Origin of the sequence: Pseudomonas sp. UBA1879 (assembly GCF_002338065.1) — a bacterium.
Lineage (GTDB): Bacteria > Pseudomonadota > Gammaproteobacteria > Pseudomonadales > Pseudomonadaceae > Aquipseudomonas.
Genome location: NZ_DDHJ01000021.1, coordinates 183235 through 199277 on the forward strand (window position 1 = coordinate 183235; position 16043 = coordinate 199277).

Annotated in this window: 15 protein-coding genes and 1 tRNA gene; 7 read left to right on the forward strand and 9 right to left on the reverse strand. The window is 57.0% G+C overall.

Going from position 1 to position 16043, the window contains the following annotated elements; translation table 11 throughout:
- Positions 1-153: 153 nt before the first annotated feature.
- The 7 genes from B3N48_RS24365 to B3N48_RS24395 form a co-directional block, all read right to left on the reverse strand.
- Positions 154-840 (reverse strand): RNA ligase family protein, encoded by a 687-nt coding sequence (locus tag B3N48_RS24365; RefSeq protein ID WP_296187997.1) that lies wholly within the window; start codon positions 838-840, stop codon positions 154-156.
- Positions 833-1366, reverse strand: a complete 534-nt coding sequence (locus tag B3N48_RS24370; RefSeq protein ID WP_296188000.1) for a hypothetical protein — start codon at positions 1364-1366, stop codon at positions 833-835. The genes B3N48_RS24365 and B3N48_RS24370 overlap by 8 nt, the downstream gene beginning before the upstream one ends.
- Positions 1363-2754 carry a DUF3696 domain-containing protein gene (locus B3N48_RS24375; RefSeq protein ID WP_296188002.1) on the reverse strand — a complete coding sequence of 464 codons (1392 nt, stop codon included), beginning with the start codon at positions 2752-2754 and terminating at the stop codon, positions 1363-1365. The genes B3N48_RS24370 and B3N48_RS24375 overlap by 4 nt, the downstream gene beginning before the upstream one ends.
- A 492-nt stretch (positions 2755-3246) precedes the next feature.
- Positions 3247-3322 (reverse strand) — tRNA-Phe (locus tag B3N48_RS24380).
- Between the two features lie 102 nt (positions 3323-3424).
- Positions 3425-3697: an oxidative damage protection protein gene (locus B3N48_RS24385; RefSeq protein ID WP_296188003.1), complete on the reverse strand. Its 273-nt coding sequence runs from the start codon at positions 3695-3697 to the stop codon at positions 3425-3427.
- The gene (gene mutY / locus B3N48_RS24390) at positions 3694-4761 is read right to left on the reverse strand and encodes an A/G-specific adenine glycosylase (protein ID WP_296188005.1); all 1068 of its coding nucleotides are present in this window, start codon (positions 4759-4761) and stop codon (positions 3694-3696) included. Before mutY ends, B3N48_RS24385 begins: the two co-directional genes overlap by 4 nt.
- A gap of 178 nt (positions 4762-4939) precedes the next feature.
- On the reverse strand, positions 4940-7174 hold the full coding sequence (locus B3N48_RS24395) for an AsmA family protein (protein WP_296188007.1): 2235 nt from the start codon (positions 7172-7174) through the stop codon (positions 4940-4942).
- A 390-nt stretch (positions 7175-7564) separates the two neighbouring features.
- On the opposite strand from B3N48_RS24395, the gene B3N48_RS24400 reads away from it, so the two are divergent.
- The 7 genes from B3N48_RS24400 (at position 7565) to B3N48_RS24430 (ending at position 13740) form a co-directional block, all read left to right on the forward strand.
- Entirely contained in the window at positions 7565-9226 is a 1662-nt protein-coding gene (locus B3N48_RS24400; protein ID WP_296188010.1) for an OFA family MFS transporter, read from the forward strand.
- A gap of 268 nt (positions 9227-9494) precedes the next feature.
- On the forward strand, positions 9495-10088 hold the full coding sequence (gene hisB / locus B3N48_RS24405) for an imidazoleglycerol-phosphate dehydratase HisB (protein WP_062379429.1): 594 nt from the start codon (positions 9495-9497) through the stop codon (positions 10086-10088).
- The gene (gene hisH, locus B3N48_RS24410) at positions 10088-10726 is read left to right on the forward strand and encodes an imidazole glycerol phosphate synthase subunit HisH (protein WP_296188013.1); all 639 of its coding nucleotides are present in this window, start codon (positions 10088-10090) and stop codon (positions 10724-10726) included. Before hisB ends, hisH begins: the two co-directional genes overlap by 1 nt.
- Entirely contained in the window at positions 10726-10983 is a 258-nt protein-coding gene (locus B3N48_RS24415; RefSeq protein ID WP_296188015.1) for a DUF2164 domain-containing protein, read from the forward strand. Before hisH ends, B3N48_RS24415 begins: the two co-directional genes overlap by 1 nt.
- 104 nt (positions 10984-11087) lie before the next feature.
- Positions 11088-11837 (forward strand): 1-(5-phosphoribosyl)-5-[(5-phosphoribosylamino)methylideneamino]imidazole-4-carboxamide isomerase, encoded by a 750-nt coding sequence (hisA, locus tag B3N48_RS24420; RefSeq protein WP_296188018.1) that lies wholly within the window; start codon positions 11088-11090, stop codon positions 11835-11837.
- Between the two features lie 87 nt (positions 11838-11924).
- Positions 11925-12695, forward strand: a complete 771-nt coding sequence (hisF, locus tag B3N48_RS24425; RefSeq protein WP_166594222.1) for an imidazole glycerol phosphate synthase subunit HisF — start codon at positions 11925-11927, stop codon at positions 12693-12695.
- A 289-nt stretch (positions 12696-12984) separates the two neighbouring features.
- Positions 12985-13740: a substrate-binding periplasmic protein gene (locus B3N48_RS24430; RefSeq protein WP_296188020.1), complete on the forward strand. Its 756-nt coding sequence runs from the start codon at positions 12985-12987 to the stop codon at positions 13738-13740.
- Positions 13741-13904: 164 nt separating this feature from the next.
- On the opposite strand, the gene B3N48_RS24435 is transcribed toward B3N48_RS24430, so the two are convergent.
- Positions 13905-14705 (reverse strand): divergent polysaccharide deacetylase family protein, encoded by an 801-nt coding sequence (locus B3N48_RS24435; RefSeq protein WP_296188022.1) that lies wholly within the window; start codon positions 14703-14705, stop codon positions 13905-13907.
- Between the two features lies 1 nt (position 14706).
- Positions 14707-16038, reverse strand: a complete 1332-nt coding sequence (locus B3N48_RS24440; protein ID WP_296188024.1) for a S41 family peptidase — start codon at positions 16036-16038, stop codon at positions 14707-14709.
- Positions 16039-16043: the final 5 nt, after the last annotated feature.

A 16043-nucleotide genomic window follows, 5' to 3' on the forward strand; every position in this document is an offset into this window, starting at 1 on the left:
CCAGTACAAGGATTCAATCTGTCAATCTCGAACGCTTGCTAACTCGTACGTGCATAATTGCGAAATTATGCATCTCGATCCCTGTATTGTCTCTGATTTTGTTTGATTCCAAGAAAGCCAAAGTGGAAGCTCCTGTTTCTGGGTTTATTAATGTCAATGGTCATTGTCAAGTTTGTTCCACTCTATGCCTCTTTTGCTCCAGTGTTCTTGAATAGCCTGAGTAAATTCTGATCGAACAATTTTTGCTCGTTGTATAAGGAAGTCGGAATTTTCTTTTCGAACAACAATGCCCTCCATATTTCCATTCCGATAAACGCTGGATTTTCCCGAAGCAATTTTCTTCAACTCATCAATCTTATACAGGCCGCGTGCAATTAAGGAAACCGAAGCTAGTCCGCTTTCAGAAAGAAGAGTGTTTCTTCGGTCAGTGGACCAGAAGCTATTATTATTTCTGTCGTAAACATCAAATCCAAGGAAAAAGTCCGGTAGATCAACATAGTCAAGAGAGTGCCGCGCCGCGCACCATTCACCAAAGACAATTACTGATTCATCTAAGCTGTCAAAGATGGAGTCTTCATGAAGTTTAAGCCATGGTTTCAGTTTTTCAAACTGTCCTGTAAATGGAGGAGATAAGTAATTTCCTCGGTTTTGAACACGTATTGCTCCGTCAGGACCTATAGAGAGTCCCAGGTTAGCGCCATCTAGTTTTTCTTCTATAACTATTGGTGCTGAAAGAATTTCTTCTACCTCGGCTGGACTAAGAACTTTATCATCTCGAGGACGGCCATTGGCTAACCACGTAAGGTGAGGTGTATGAGGGAATCGAAAAAAATCATTCATGGATATTAGGCTGCGGTTTGTTGGGGAATTTTTTTGCGTAAAAACGTAAAACATCTACTCTGCAAACAAAGTCAACGTTTATTCCAGCCTGCTTTAGATCATCATGCCAATCTAACCATTTGGAGTCAGCAGCTTGCAGAATCGAAGGCTTTTGTGGGTGGGCATTGGCAACCGCTGCAAATTTTCTGTCGGGAGCATCAAAGTTTTTTTCTAATTCGGGCACTGGAAACTCATGAAATTTGTGTTCTTCATACTCGCTTATGGCGACTTGGTGGCAGTGTTTGGCATTCGCATTATTTTGTAAGAGCCATTTTAAAAACACATCGCCTGGCCCTTTGCATTTTTTGCTATCGGTTTTATGTTGGTATTCTCTAAGTATCCGATAGCCATCATCGATCACCACTATTCCATTCGCTTTTAGCTCATATAACTTAGTAATACAGCTCGCCATGCATTCATCGGAAATATCTGAGTGAGCGCTGTTGGCCGCCAGGATTACGTTGGTATCAACGACTCGAAGCTTCATTTACGTGATTCCGAACGCTTACGTTCAATCGCTGCCAACGTACGAGCTGTGATGTCTGCCATTTCATCGCCAAAAAAGTCTTCCGGCCAGTTTTCAATTTCGCCATATATATTAAGGGTAAGCGGTTCCAGCTCTGCCTCGCCATCAGTATCTTTCCGTTTACAAAAATAGATAGCTACTTCCTTAGGGTCAATTATGCCTTCGGCAATCCTGCGTTGTAGTCGATTTAAAAAGTGTTCGGAATGACTTTCTATGATCAGTTGAATATTTCGATCCTTGCCATTTTCTTTTGATTGCACGGAGGAGATAAATACATCGGCAAGTTCTGCCTGTACCTGAGGATGAAGATGTATTTCTGGTTGCTCCATCCAGACTGTGGAGTTGGGAGGGCAATAGAAAGCCTGCACTAACGCTGGTAACATTTGGGAGACCCCAAAGCCAACGTCAGTGATCTTAACTTCACTTGAAGTGGTGTGCGTCTTAACTAATACTTCATATTCCTTGCGGCCGGCCGCAACAGGTTTTACTTCAAAGCTTTCAATTACGCCCAGTTGCTTTAGCCATTGGGCTATAAAAGTTTCAAATGGATATTGTCTTTTTTTAGGGCCGCGGTTCAGTGTTCTGCTCTGCGCTGTTGCCGCCAATACAGACGCTATTGTAAATTCGCCTTTTTGACCTACGCTTTCAGGAGTGTCTCCGGACCACTGATATATACGTTTGGGATGATCTCTTAATGGCCCTAAATAGTACAGTCTACCAAGAGCTGCTTCTGTTTCAAGGGCGAAGTCTGCTAAAAAATCAGAATTCTGAAACCGCGCTCTACTCTGATCGGAAATTCGATAGAATTTATCGGGGTCTTCTAATGGCCATACACGGCCGCTACTTCTTAGAAGCTTGTAATTTTCAGAGGTGGTTAGGTTTAATTTTTCTCCATCTCGTTTGAAGTCTGCAGACAGACTTAGATTTCCTTGATTATAAAGTCTGTAGGTTAATTCTTCGATGTGGGGTTGCTCGCTTCTTTTTTGGGCGCGCATAGATGTGCTAAGGGTTAACTCGTTACCAAAGTAACGGGTTGTGGAAACCGGGTCTTTCACTTCTAATCGATAAGGTACCGTCCAGCTAAGATCAAAGGCTAGCGGGCGGTCTAGCTGGTGCTGGTAGACGCACTCTTTAAATGTACCTAAGTCAATTAATGAGTTGTCATCGCCTAAGTGCAATGCTCTTTTACGATCTGCCGATAATGCTGTTTGTTTGAGAGCTAGCAGTAAATGACCTAAGCTACTTTTGCCAGCACTGTTTGCGCCAAAAATCACCGTTAGTGGAGCAAGTCGTATCTCTCCAGTATCTCTCCAGGCTTTAAAGTTTTTTATACGTAAAGATGTCAACATTGGTCATTCCTTGAGCGCGGATGCCAGCCATGCCTGTTGTGTAAGGCAGAAGATTTGCTACAGGCCTAAAAATTTAGTAGGCGATTTATGAGTAGCTTACATCATGATGTCTCTGGCAGCGTTCTTAGAGCGATGGAGATTTCATCACCTATGTCATACGCCCCCCACCAGAACTATAGCAAGGCGGGTTTGTTCCCTCCAAGCCACGCAAGGCCCATTTTCATAGAATATGCACTGTTGATAGCTGTTAGAACAGCACATCCCCTTGCTTGACGTTGCATGCTTGATGATGATCTGTATGGCACCTGTGTCGGTTGACGTATGGTTCGAAGCCTACTTGCGAATGTGAAGGCGCTTCAATTGACATGACGTAGCTCGTATCCGTCTGGGGACACTAGAGAATGGTGAGGAATCTTAGAAAACAAAAAGCCCGCACTAAGCGGGCTTCTTGTGTGCTTTCGGGTGTGCTTGGCATCACCTGAAAACGAAAGGTGGTGCCCAGAGACGGAATCGAACCGCCGACACGGGGATTTTCAATCCCCTGCTCTACCGACTGAGCTATCTGGGCAACGGGGCGCATTAGACGTGTTTTTCAGGAGGTCGTCAAGCGTGTTGTCGAAAAAAATTTGAATTATTTCCTCCGCTTACGACGGACACTGTCCGCAAAGGGTTATTCGGACGGCGGAACATAGCCTTCGGCCTTGGCGTACTCTTCGCCCGAGAGGTACTTGTCCATCTCGGCCTGCAGGAATTTGCGGTCTTCGGCGTTCATCATGTTCAGGCGCCGCTCGTTGATCAGCAGGGTCTGATGTTTCTGCCAGTCGGCCCAGGCTTTCTGCGAGACGTTGTTATAAATGTCTTCGCCTTTTGCCCCAGGGTACGGTGGGCGTTCCAGGCCGGGCAGTTCTTCTTTGTATTTGCGGCACATTACGGTGCGGGTCATGACGATTCTCCTGCATTCAAGACGTCGGCTGCGTGTTTCAGCAGCTTTTTCACCGGGGCAGCGAGGCCCAGGCGCGGCGGGGTGGCGAGGTTATACCAGAGCCAGTCGTCCTCGGCCACGTGATGGGCGGACTCCTCGACCTGGACCAGCCAGGGCTCGATGCTCAGTTGAAAGTGGCTGAAGGTGTGGATCAAGCCTGGCAGCGCCTGATGCTTGCCCATTTCCAGCGAATGTTGGTCGGCCAGATGCTGCATGTCATCGAATGCGTCCAGTTCCGGCAGACTCCACAGACCGCCCCACAAGCCTGTCGAGGGACGGCGATAAAGAAGAATTTCGCCCTCACGATTAGCGAAAATCGGCATCAGCGTGCGTTTCTGGGGAATGGTCTTGCGCGGCTTCGGGATCGGGTATCGCGTCTCCTGGCCGAGCATGTGCGCTTCGCAGCCGCGCTCCAGCGGGCAGAGCAGGCAGCTCGGTTTGCTGCGGGTGCAGAGTGTCGCGCCCAGGTCCATCATCGCCTGAGTGTAGTGGTTGACGCGGTTGTGGGGCGTGAAGCGCTCGGCGGTCGCCCACATCTGTTTAGCGACCTTGGGCTCGCCTGGGTAACCCTCTTGGGCCGTAAAACGCGCCAGCACGCGTTTGACGTTGCCGTCCAGGATCGGCGCTCGCAGGCCCATGCTGATGCTGGCAATCGCGCCAGCGGTGGATTGGCCGATGCCGGGTAATTCGGTGAGCTTTTCAACATCGCGGGGGAATTCACCGCCGTGTTGGGCGACGACGATTTTCGCGGCCTTTTGCAGATTGCGGGCGCGGGTGTAGTAACCGAGCCCGGTCCACAGGTGCAGCACTTCGTCTTCCGGCGCATCCGCCAATGCGTGCACCGTGGGCAACGCTTCCATGAAACGGTCGAAATAGCCCAGTACGGTGCTGACCTGGGTTTGTTGCAGCATGATTTCCGACACCCAGACGCGGTAGGGCGTGATGTCGTGTTGCCAGGGAAGATCGTGACGGCCGTGACGGTCGTACCAGTCGAGGACGGCGGAGGAAAACTGCTCGGGTTGCATCGTGGTTCCGGGGTTCGAAAGATATTAGGGTTGTGGGCCGCGAAATTGTGGGAGCCGGCTCGCTGGCGAAAGCGGTGTGCCTGTACCGAATCAGGTCGCTGACATACCGCATTCGCCAGCAAGCCGGCTCCCACAGGTATCGTGTCATTGGGCCGATGGGCGATCGGCCCACTGACGGTTACCGCTTGAACAATCCCTTGATGGCATCCTTGAGCTCAGGACTGACCTTATCCCCCAGCTTTTCATCGATCTTGTCGCCGATCCGGTCAGTCGCCAGTTTGGCGGCGACCTTGCCCAATCCTTCGTTGTCCAGTCGGCAGGCCTTGGCGCCCAGCTCCAGCGGACCGCGGCAGAGGATTGGCCATTCGATGCCGACGAAGCGTGGATTCACCTCGCAGGCCGGGTCCGGCATGTCGCTCTTGTCACCTTCGATGATCACGCCGACGCGGTAGTTCATGCCCATCACGCGCAGGTCGATGTCGCCATCACCATTAACGCTCAGGCCCGGCGTGCGGACTTTCAGGTCGGGGTTGCTGGCCACGCCATTACGGAACACCAGATTGCCGTTGAGTTGCTGGAAGGGCGTGTCCTTGCCGCGCGGATCGCCGCTCAACGTTTTGCGGTTCAGGACCGAAATCCCGCGACACAGCTGCTGCTCAAGGTTGGCATTGACCAACACGCCGTCGTTCAGCGCGAAGTTGGCCGTGCCGTTGAGGCTTTCGACCAAGGCTTTCTGGCTGTTGCCCTTGGCCGTGATATCACTGTTCAACGTCAGCAAGCCGCGCAGGGGAGGCGTGGTGCCCTGACTCTGGATGAACCGTTCCACGGGCACGCGAGCAATGCGTGTCTGCACGGCGGCGAGCGGGATTTCTGGCCGCACGTCGAGATTGCCTTTGACCTCGAAATTGCCGTTGTAGAGATCGCCCCGCAGGCTGTCCAGCTTGACCACGCCGTCCAGTGCGGAGGTTTTCAGGGCCGCATTCTGGATCGCCAATTTTTCCACCGTCAGCTTGCCGAAACTCAGGTCGGCATCGACGTCCAGCTTGCGCATCCGTTCCAGCGGCAGCAATCGCGCATCGCTCCAGGCGCCTTGGGTCGGCTGGTTCGGCAGGGGAGACGTACCGGCAGGGATCATGGCGTCGGCTTCGCTGCTCTGCACTTCGGATTTGCGCGCAGCGCCTGCAGCCTTGGCCTGTTCGCTTTGCGGCGGACGATAACGGTCGGCGTCGAACGTATCGGCCTTGAGCTGAAGGCGCAGCGACTGTCTGGCGAAATCTTCGACCGCGACGCGACCGGTGAAGGTGCTGTCATCGACCTTCAGCGTCAGGTCATCCAGCGAAAAGCTGCTTTGCGTTGCAGCGATGCGGCTGACCATTTCCAGACGCGTCAGGCTGTTGTCGCCCAGTGTCGGCGCGGTCTGGCCGATGCTGTCGAGAAATTCGCGCAGGTTGAATTGAGCGATGGAAATGCCGCCGCTCAGTTGCGGGGCCTTGTCCAGGTCGCGTACATGCAGTTCGCCCAAGGCGCGCAGTTGGTTAGCCGAGAGTTTGAGGTTGGTCCACTCGGCGACGTTCGCCGACATGTCTGCCAGCAATTGACCCTGTGCCGAAAACGTCAGCGTCTTGCCTTGCAGTGGATCGCCTGCGGCTTCGCCGGAGAAGCGCATGTCGTCGAGCTGATAACGCTTGAGCGCGCGGTCGAAGCGCAGTTTGCCGGTCAGTTCGGTCTTGGTCCGCACGACCGGTTGATTGGTGCTGAGAAACGCCGTCAGCTTGACCGGAATGTCGGTGGCGTTGTGAATCGGGCCAGTGCTGAGCTGGATGCTCTCGGCGGTGAATTGCCGGGCCTTTTGCATGTCGTTGAAATCGACCCGGGCGTTGTTCACAGTCAGGCTGTCGATGTCCAGCTTCAGCGGCTGCCAGGTTTTTTCCTGTTGTGCGGGCGCAGGCGCGGGTTCGCCGGATGGCGGTGTGGGGGCCTGGGTTTGCGCAGGGTTCGCGGCTTTTGCAGGCGTCTTGCCGATGTCTTCCCAGTTGCCGTGTCCGCTTTCGTCGCGGGTCAGCATCAGGTTCAGGCCTTCGACGCGCACGTCGCTCATCTGCACTTCCTTGCGCAACAGCGGAAGCACGCGCACTGAAAGGCCAAGCATTTGCAGGTCGGCGAACGGTTGGCTCGGCTCGGTCAGCGTCGCGATACTGGCGTCGTGCAGTTCAAGGCCGAGCCAAGGGAACAGGCTCCAGCCGATATCACCATTGAGGGTCAGTTCGACATGGGCCCGGTCGCGAACCAATTTACGAATCTCGTCTTTGTAATCGTTGGGATCAAACAGATGGGTCAAGGCGAAGCCGAGAGCCACGATGATCAGCAACAGCCCGAGAATGAATAGTCCCAGGATTTTGCCGAACGCTTTCATGGGCGAGTCCTTGTAATCGAGTCGTTCAAAATTTAGCCCGCGAGTATAGCGTTCTCACGCAGGTGCCGGGCTTTGATCGGCCTTGCACGGTCTCCAGCGACTGTACGCAATAAACCGGAGCGCCGGAAAGAGGGTGCGATGCCGCATCGCCGTTCGTCTCATTTGCGGCGTGCGCGGTGACGAGTGGCGTCAAAAAGGTAATAGCAGATTGCTTTATCTCGCGCGTCAAATGCTAATCTTCCGCCGTCCGCGGCCCATTACCGCGTCGAATTGTCACGTAATGAGACTTTCTGCCGATGAAACTCCCGATGCTTGCGTGCATTAAGAGGGGTAGCGGAAACAATGTCGCTGTTCTTGCGTGGCACAACTGAAAACTAGGGGCAAAAAATAATGACTACGAGTACTGCTCTGGGTGGCGCTGCCGCTCAGCCCGCGTTCTTGTCCAAAGAGCGTATTATCGCCAAGCGCGGTTTCAACCGCTGGCTGGTTCCACCCGCAGCGTTGGCTATTCACCTGTGTATCGGTATGGCGTACGGCTTCTCCGTATTCTGGTTGCCGCTGTCAAAGGCTATCGGTATCAAGACCGCCGTTGCCTGCCCGGCAGACATGGGCTTCTTTCAGCAAATTTTCTCTTCCGCCTGTGACTGGCCGATCTCGATGCTCGGCTGGATCTACACCCTGTTCTTCATCTTTCTGGGCTGCTCGGCTGCCATCTGGGGTGGCTGGCTGGAACACGCAGGTCCACGCAAAGCGGGCGTCGTTTCGGCCCTGTGCTGGTGCGGCGGTCTGCTGATCTCGGCGCTGGGTGTCTACACCCATCAGATCTGGCTGACGTGGATCGGCTCGGGCGTGATCGGCGGTATCGGTCTGGGCTTGGGCTACATTTCGCCGGTGTCGACCCTGATCAAGTGGTTCCCGGACAAGCGCGGCATGGCCACCGGCATGGCGATCATGGGCTTCGGCGGCGGCGCAATGGTGGGTGCTCCACTGGCGACCGCGCTGATGAGCCATTTCGCGACGCCTGACAGTGTCGGGGTATGGCAAAGCTTCGTGGCCATGGCGGTGATCTACTTCATCTTCATGATCGGCGGTGCACTGTCCTATCGCGTTCCGCCAACCGGCTGGAAGCCTGAAGGCTGGACCGCGCCAGCGAAGAAAACCAACAGCGCGATGATCACCAATCGTCACGTACACGTCAGCGTTGCGTGGAAAACCCCGCAATTCCGTCTGGTGTGGCTGGTGCTGTGCCTGAACGTTTCTGCCGGTATCGGCATCCTCGGCATGGCATCGCCACTGCTGCAGGAAGTGTTCGGCGGCAAGCTGCTGGGCACCGATCAGGGCTTCTCGCAGCTGGACGCTTCGCAACTGGCGGCTATCGCGGCCATCGCAGCGGGCTTCACCGGTTTGCTGAGTCTGTTCAACATTGGCGGTCGCTTCTTCTGGGCCTCCTTCTCCGACTACATCGGCCGTAAAGCCACTTACTTCGTGTTCTTCGCGTTGGGTTTCCTGCTGTACGCGTCGGTTCCGACGCTGGGTCACCTGGGCAGTGTCGCGCTGTTCGTGGCGGCGTTCTGTGTCGTGCTGTCGATGTACGGCGGCGGTTTCGCCACCGTTCCGGCTTACCTGGCTGACCTGTTCGGTACGCAAATGGTCGGCGCGATCCACGGTCGTCTGCTGACCGCCTGGGCGGCGGCTGGGGTGCTGGGTCCGGTGCTGGTGAACTACCTGCGTGAATATCAACTGAGCCACGGCGTTGCGCGCGCCGATGCTTACGACATCACGCTGTACATCCTTGCAGGTCTGCTGGTGTTGGGCTTCATCTGCAACATGCTGGTGCGCCCGGTGGCCGACAAGTACTTCATGACCGACGAGCAATTGAAGGCCGAGCAGGCCATCGGTCACGATGCCGGTGCGGACCACACCACTTCGCTGGAGTGGAAAGCCGACGCAGGCACCAAGCCGCTGGCGATTCTGGCCTGGCTGGCGGTGGGCATTCCGCTGGCGTGGGGCGTGTGGATCACCCTGCAGAAGACAGCAGTGTTGTTCCACTAAGCGTTGATTGAGTCGGCCTGAATCATCAGGCCGACATCAAAACTGTGGGAGCCGGCTTGCTGGCGAAAGCGGTGAATCAGCAACCGGTGAGTTGCCTGACACACCGTTTTCGCCAGCAAGTCGGCTCCCACATGTCATTTGTACAGACATGTCTATCTTCCCAACCCGCTGCATCTCTCCATCGCCCATAACACGCTTCGTGTTTCTGTTTCCCCGCCACACGCCTATAATGGCCGCCTTTTCGCCCAATGATTTTGCGGAGCTGGTGATGGCCGAACGTAAGGCGTTCGTCGAGCGCGACACCCTGGAAACCCAGATCAAAGCCTCGATCAACCTGGATGGCACCGGAAAGGCCCGATTCGATATCGGCGTTCCTTTTCTTGAACACATGCTCGACCAGATCGCCCGTCATGGGTTGATCGATCTGGATATCGAAAGCAAAGGCGACCTGCATATCGACGACCACCACACGGTGGAAGACGTCGGCATCACCTTGGGTCAGGCCTTCAGCAAAGCCATCGGCGACAAAAAGGGCATCCGTCGTTACGGCCACGCCTATGTCCCGCTGGATGAAGCACTGTCGCGTGTGGTCATCGACTTCTCGGGTCGCCCCGGCCTGCAAATGCACGTGCCTTACACCCGCGCGACGGTCGGCGGCTTCGACGTGGACCTGTTCCAGGAATTCTTCCAGGGCTTCGTCAACCACGCCAACGTGACGCTGCACATCGACAACCTGCGCGGCCACAACACCCACCACCAGATCGAAACCGTGTTCAAGGCGTTCGGCCGTGCGCTGCGCATGGCCGTTGAGCTGGACGACCGCATGGCCGGCCAAATGCCCTCGACCAAGGGCGTGTTGTAATGCAGACCGTTGCCGTTATCGACTATGGCATGGGCAACCTGCACTCGGTGGCCAAGGCCCTCGAACACGTTGGCGCGGGCCGGGTATTGGTCACCAGCGACGCCGACGTGATTCGCGAAGCTGACCGCATCGTGTTCCCCGGAGTGGGCGCGATTCGCGACTGCATGGCTGAGATCCGCCGTTTGGGCTTCGACGCGCTGGTGCGTGAAGTCAGCCAGGACCGTCCGTTTCTCGGCATCTGCGTCGGCATGCAGGCGTTGCTGGACCGTAGTGAAGAGAACGATGGCGTGGACTGCATTGGCGTGTTCCCAGGCCAAGTGCGCTTCTTCGGCAAAGACCTTCACGAAGACGGCCAACACCTGAAAGTCCCGCACATGGGCTGGAACGAAGTCACGCAGTCGGTGGATCACCCGCTGTGGCACAGCATTCCGGACATGGCGCGGTTCTACTTCGTACACAGCTATTACATCGACTCGCCGAACCCTCGGCAGATTGTCGGGCGCGGCCACTACGGCCTCGACTTCGCTGCCGCGCTGGCTGACGGTTCGCGCTTTGCCGTGCAGTTCCACCCCGAGAAGAGCCATACCCATGGCCTGCAATTGCTGCAGAACTTCGCTGCGTGGGACGGCCGCTGGTAATGAGCAAGAAGAACAAGCCGCCGATCCTGACCCTCACGCCTGAGCAGGAGCGTGAGGCTTGTCAGACCCTCAAGCGGTTCATGGAAGATCGTTTCGAACTGAGCCTCGGTTCGTTCGAAGCGGCCGAAATCCTTGAATTGTTCACGCGCGAAATTGCCCCGCACTACTACAACCGAGCGATCTTCGACGCTCAGGCGCTATTGAAAGAGCGCTTTGAGGGCCTCGAAAGCGATATGTGGTCGCTCGAAAAAAATTAAGGGCAGCGACAAGCTAAATGCTGACCGCTGCAAGATTGATTTCCGCATGCCTGCTTGCAGCTTGACGCTCGCAACGTGCAGCCACTGTGACGAAGGAAAAACTGATGCTGATCATCCCCGCTATCGACCTGAAAGACGGCGCCTGCGTGCGCTTGCGCCAAGGCCGAATGGAAGATTCCACGGTATTCTCCGATGACCCGGTCAGCATGGCGGCCAAGTGGGTCGACGGTGGCTGCCGCCGTCTGCATCTGGTCGACCTGAACGGTGCGTTCGAAGGCCAGCCGGTCAACGGCGAAGTCGTGACGGCCATCGCCAAGCGTTACCCGAACCTGCCGATCCAGATCGGCGGCGGCATTCGTTCGCTGGAAACCATCGAGCACTACGTCAAAGCGGGCGTGAGCTACGTCATCATCGGCACCAAGGCCGTCAAAGAGCCTGAGTTCGTCGCTGAGGCCTGCCGCGCGTTTCCGGGCAAGGTTATCGTCGGCTTGGACGCCAAGGACGGCTTCGTCGCTACCGATGGCTGGGCGGAAGTCAGCTCGGTGCAGGTGATCGACCTGGCGAAGCGGTTTGAGGCGGACGGCGTTTCGGCCATCGTTTATACCGATATCGCCAAAGACGGCATGATGCAAGGCTGCAACGTGCCGTTCACTGCCGCGTTGGCAGCGGCCACGAAAATCCCGGTCATCGCGTCCGGCGGCATTCACAACCTGGGTGACATCAAGGCGCTGCTGGATGCCAAGGCCCCGGGGATCATCGGTGCCATCACAGGCCGCGCGATTTATGAGGGGACTCTGGATGTCACAGAGGCTCAGGCATTGTGTGATGGCTACGCGGCCAGCTCCAAGTTGTAAGCGGCGAGCTGCAAGTTAGCAGCGTGACGCGATCCGCTCTTTCCTGCAGCTTGAAGCTTGAAGCTTCTTAATCGGAGATTAAGTCTTATGGCGTTAGCCAAGCGCATCATCCCTTGCCTAGACGTCGACAACGGTCGCGTGGTCAAGGGCGTGAAGTTCGAGAACATCCGCGATGCCGGTGACCCGGTGGAAATCGCCCGTCGTTACGATGAGCAGGGTGCTGATGAGATCACCTTTCTCGACATCACCGCCAGCGTCGATGGCCGCGACACCACGTTGCATACCGTCGAGCGCATGGCCAGTCAGGTGTTCATCCCCCTGACCGTGGGCGGGGGCGTGCGCACCGTGATGGATATCCGCAACCTGCTCAATGCCGGGGCGGACAAGGTCTCGATCAACACGGCGGCAGTGTTCAACCCCGAGTTCGTCGGCGAGGCGGCGGCGCGTTTCGGTTCGCAGTGCATCGTGGTAGCGATCGACGCCAAGAAGGTGTCCGGCCCAGGCGAGACCCCGCGCTGGGAAATCTTCACCCATGGCGGTCGCAAGCCGACCGGTCTGGACGCGGTCGAGTGGGCCAAAAAGATGGAAGGCCTGGGCGCCGGGGAAATTTTGCTGACCAGCATGGATCAGGACGGCATGAAAAACGGTTTCGACCTGGGCGTGACCCGCGCAATCAGCGATGCGCTGGGCATTCCGGTGATTGCGTCGGGAGGCGTCGGTAACCTCCAACACTTGGCCGATGGCGTTCTGGAAGGCCATGCCAGCGCGGTGCTGGCGGCGAGTATCTTCCACTTTGGTGAATACACCGTGCCGGAGGCCAAGGCGTTTATGGCGAAGCAGGGCATCGTCGTTCGCTGAAGACTTCTCGACACCTGTGGGCGCACGGTATGCGTCGAAGGTCTGTAGCTGTGAATAGTTAGTGTGGGAGCCGGCTTGCTGGCGAATGCGGTGGAGCAGTCACGGATGAGTTGCCTGACCCTCTAAATTCGCCAACAAGCCGGCTCGCACAAGATGGCGCTTGACCTAAAACAGATTGTTTACAGGCGCTAAACGTCTGTTCTGAAAGCGACCACGGCCCTCACTGAACTGGACAATACCCAGCGTTAACGGCACTCTTTTGCCGTCGTCAGGATCGGGTGCCAGGGATATGTTCAAAGGTGTTTTTCTTGCGCTGATCAGCGTAGCGACGTTGCTCTCAGGCGCCGCCCGGGCAGACGATGCGCCGACTTATTCGATGGTGTTGCTTACCGAGAATTTCCCGCCTTACAACATGGCCATCGATGGCAAAAACTTCGCCCAGGAAGCCAACATTCAGGGCATTGCCGTGGAAATCGTGCGCGAAACCTTCAAGCGTGCGGGGATCGGCTATAGCATGACCCTGCGTTTTCCATGGGATCGCATTTATAAACTCGCGTTGGAAAAGCCCGGCTACGGTGTGTTCGTGACCGCGCGTTTGCCTGAGCGCGAAAAGCTGTTCAAGTGGGTCGGCCCCATTGGCCCGGATGACTGGATCATGTTGGCCAAAGGTGACAGTCCGATTCAGCTCAATACCCTTGAAGAGGCCAGGCAATACCGGATCGGTGCCTACAAAGGCGATGCCATTGCTGAAGAACTGGCGCGACAGGGCATGAACCCGATCACGGTCCTCAGCGATAAGGACAACGCTCGCAAGCTGGTGGAAGGCCAGATCGATCTTTGGGCGACAGGTGATCCGGCGGGGCGGTACCTGGCGCGGCAGGAGGGCGTGACCGGCCTGAAGACCGTACTGCGCTTCAACAGCGCCGAGCTGTTTCTGGCGCTGAACAAGGACACACCGGACGAAGTGGTTCAGAAGTTACAAACCGCGCTGGACCAACTGCGCAAGGAAGGCACGGTCGACAGCATTCTCGGCAAATACCTCTGACCCGACACGACCTCTTGTAGGAGCGTGGCTTGTCCCGCGATCGGCGGGGGACCCGTCGTAAAATCTATGAATACGGTAGATCAGATGTACCGCATTCGCCGGATTTGCTGCCGCTTCGCGCCAGTTCGCAGGGCAAGCCAGCTCCTACAGAACCCGTGGTAGATCTACCGATAGACCCCATTCTTCCCATGCCCGCCCATGGCCTGGTTGCCTCTAATGCTGATCATGTGGCGCAGTTCGACCCATTCGATGCCCTGGGCTTTCAGCTTGGGCAATTCGCGCTCCAGCACCTCCAGGGTCACAGGGTAAGGGTGGCCGATCATGACGGCGGAGCCTTGCTTGTGCGCCAGTTTGATCGCGGTCTGTAGCTGAGTGCTGATCGCTTCGGCGGTGCGGGTGTCATCCAGAAACACGTCGCGGGACACACTCGCCAGGCCAATTTTCTGCGCTTCGGCAGCGGCGACGGTTTTTGCGCTGGTGCGGCTGTCTACGAAGAACAGGTGACGGCGCTGCAACTCGCCCACCAACCAACTCATCGCCACCGGCTCGGCGGTCATCCGACTGCCTTCGTGGTTGTTGATGCCCGCCGCATACGGCACTTTCAGCAGCGCTGCGTTGAGTCGCGCTTCCAGTTCGGGCAGCGGCAAGTCGGGGCGCCACGCATAAGGCCCGGTCGCAGGGTCCATCGGCATGTGCAGCATCACCGTTTTGCCCGCTTTGTGAGCCTGACGCGCGAAGTCCGTGGCGTGTGGGGTGTCAGGCATGATCGCCAGCGTCACCGGACCGGGGAGGGCCAGCGCGCGGTTGTCCCTCTCGGGGCTTTGGCCAAGGTCGTCGATGATCAGGCTGAGGTACGCAACCTTCGCCGGACTGGCGTCGGAGTCAGGAGCGTCGGCGGGTGCCGCGTGGGCAGCACCCATCAAGAGGCAAAGGGCTCCAAGGAGCCCGGTCAACCGAAAGCGCATATCAATTGCCGCGTGTGACACTCAATCCCTTGAGCAGACTGAGGGCCTGGTTCAACTGGTAATCGTCGTCCTGCGGACGCGCTTTGCCAGCCTTGGACTTGGTGGTCGGTTTGTCCGCGCCGCCATTCCCATTGCCCAGGTGGCCGAGCAGATCGGCCTCTTTGTAGTTTTCGCCGTCGGCTTCGGTCGTGACCTTGGCGCGTTTGACTTCGATGTCCGGGTTGATGCCCTGCGCCTGAATCGAGCGGCCATTCGGCGTGAAATACAGCGCAGTGGTCAGTTTCAACGCGCGGTCGTTCGCCAGCGGTAACACGGTTTGCACCGAGCCTTTGCCGAAGGTGTCCGTACCCATCAAGATGCCGCGTTTCTGATCCTGCAGTGCGCCAGCGACGATTTCCGACGCCGAGGCGCTGCCGCCGTTGATCAGCACCACCAGTGGCGCGCCTTCGCTGGCGTCGGCCGGGTCTGCGGAGAACCGCAGCTCTGAATTGGCGATGCGGCCTTTGGTGTAAACGATCAGGCCTTTGGTCAGGAAGTGGTCCGCCACCTCGACCGCTGCCTGCAACACGCCGCCAGGGTTGTTGCGCAGGTCGAGGATCAGGCCGTTCATCTTCTTGCCGTTGTCCTTGCGCAGTTTGGCCAGCGCCTTGCCGACTTCTTCGCCGGTCTTGACCTGGAACTGGGTGATGCGGATGTAGCCATAGCCAGGCTCCAGCATCTGCGCCTTTACGCTCTTGACCTGAATCGTCGCGCGAGCGAGCGTCACGTCGAACGGGTTGCCGCCGTCGCGCACCAGCGTGAGGGTGATTTTCTCGCCGAGCTTGCCGCGCATCTTGTCGACGGCTTCCTGCATGGTCTGGCCCTGAGTCGGGGCGCCGTTGATCTTGACGATCAAGTCGCCTGCTTCGATGCCCGCCTTGGACGCCGGGGTATCGTCGATGGGCGACACCACCTTGATAAAGCCGTCTTCGACGCCGACTTCGATACCCAGACCGCCGAATTCGCCACTGGTGCTTTCCTGCAGCTCCTGAAAATCTTCCGGGCCGAGGTAGGCAGAGTGCGGGTCGAGGTTGCTGAGCATGCCCTTGATGGCGTTTTCCAGCAGGGTCTTGTCATCCACAGGTTCGACGTAAGCGGCCTTGATCCGATCCATCACCTCGGCGAAGGTCCGCAGCTCGTCGAGCGGCAGCGGCGCCTTGATGTTCGCGGCGTTGGCCGGCGCGGAAGCAGCAGGCGCAGCAGCCGGTGCAGCACCTGCGGCCAGTGCGTGCGGAGTGCCGATGACCACGGCGATAGTCAGGGCCAGCGAGGTGAGGCGGGACGAAAACAGCATGTCTT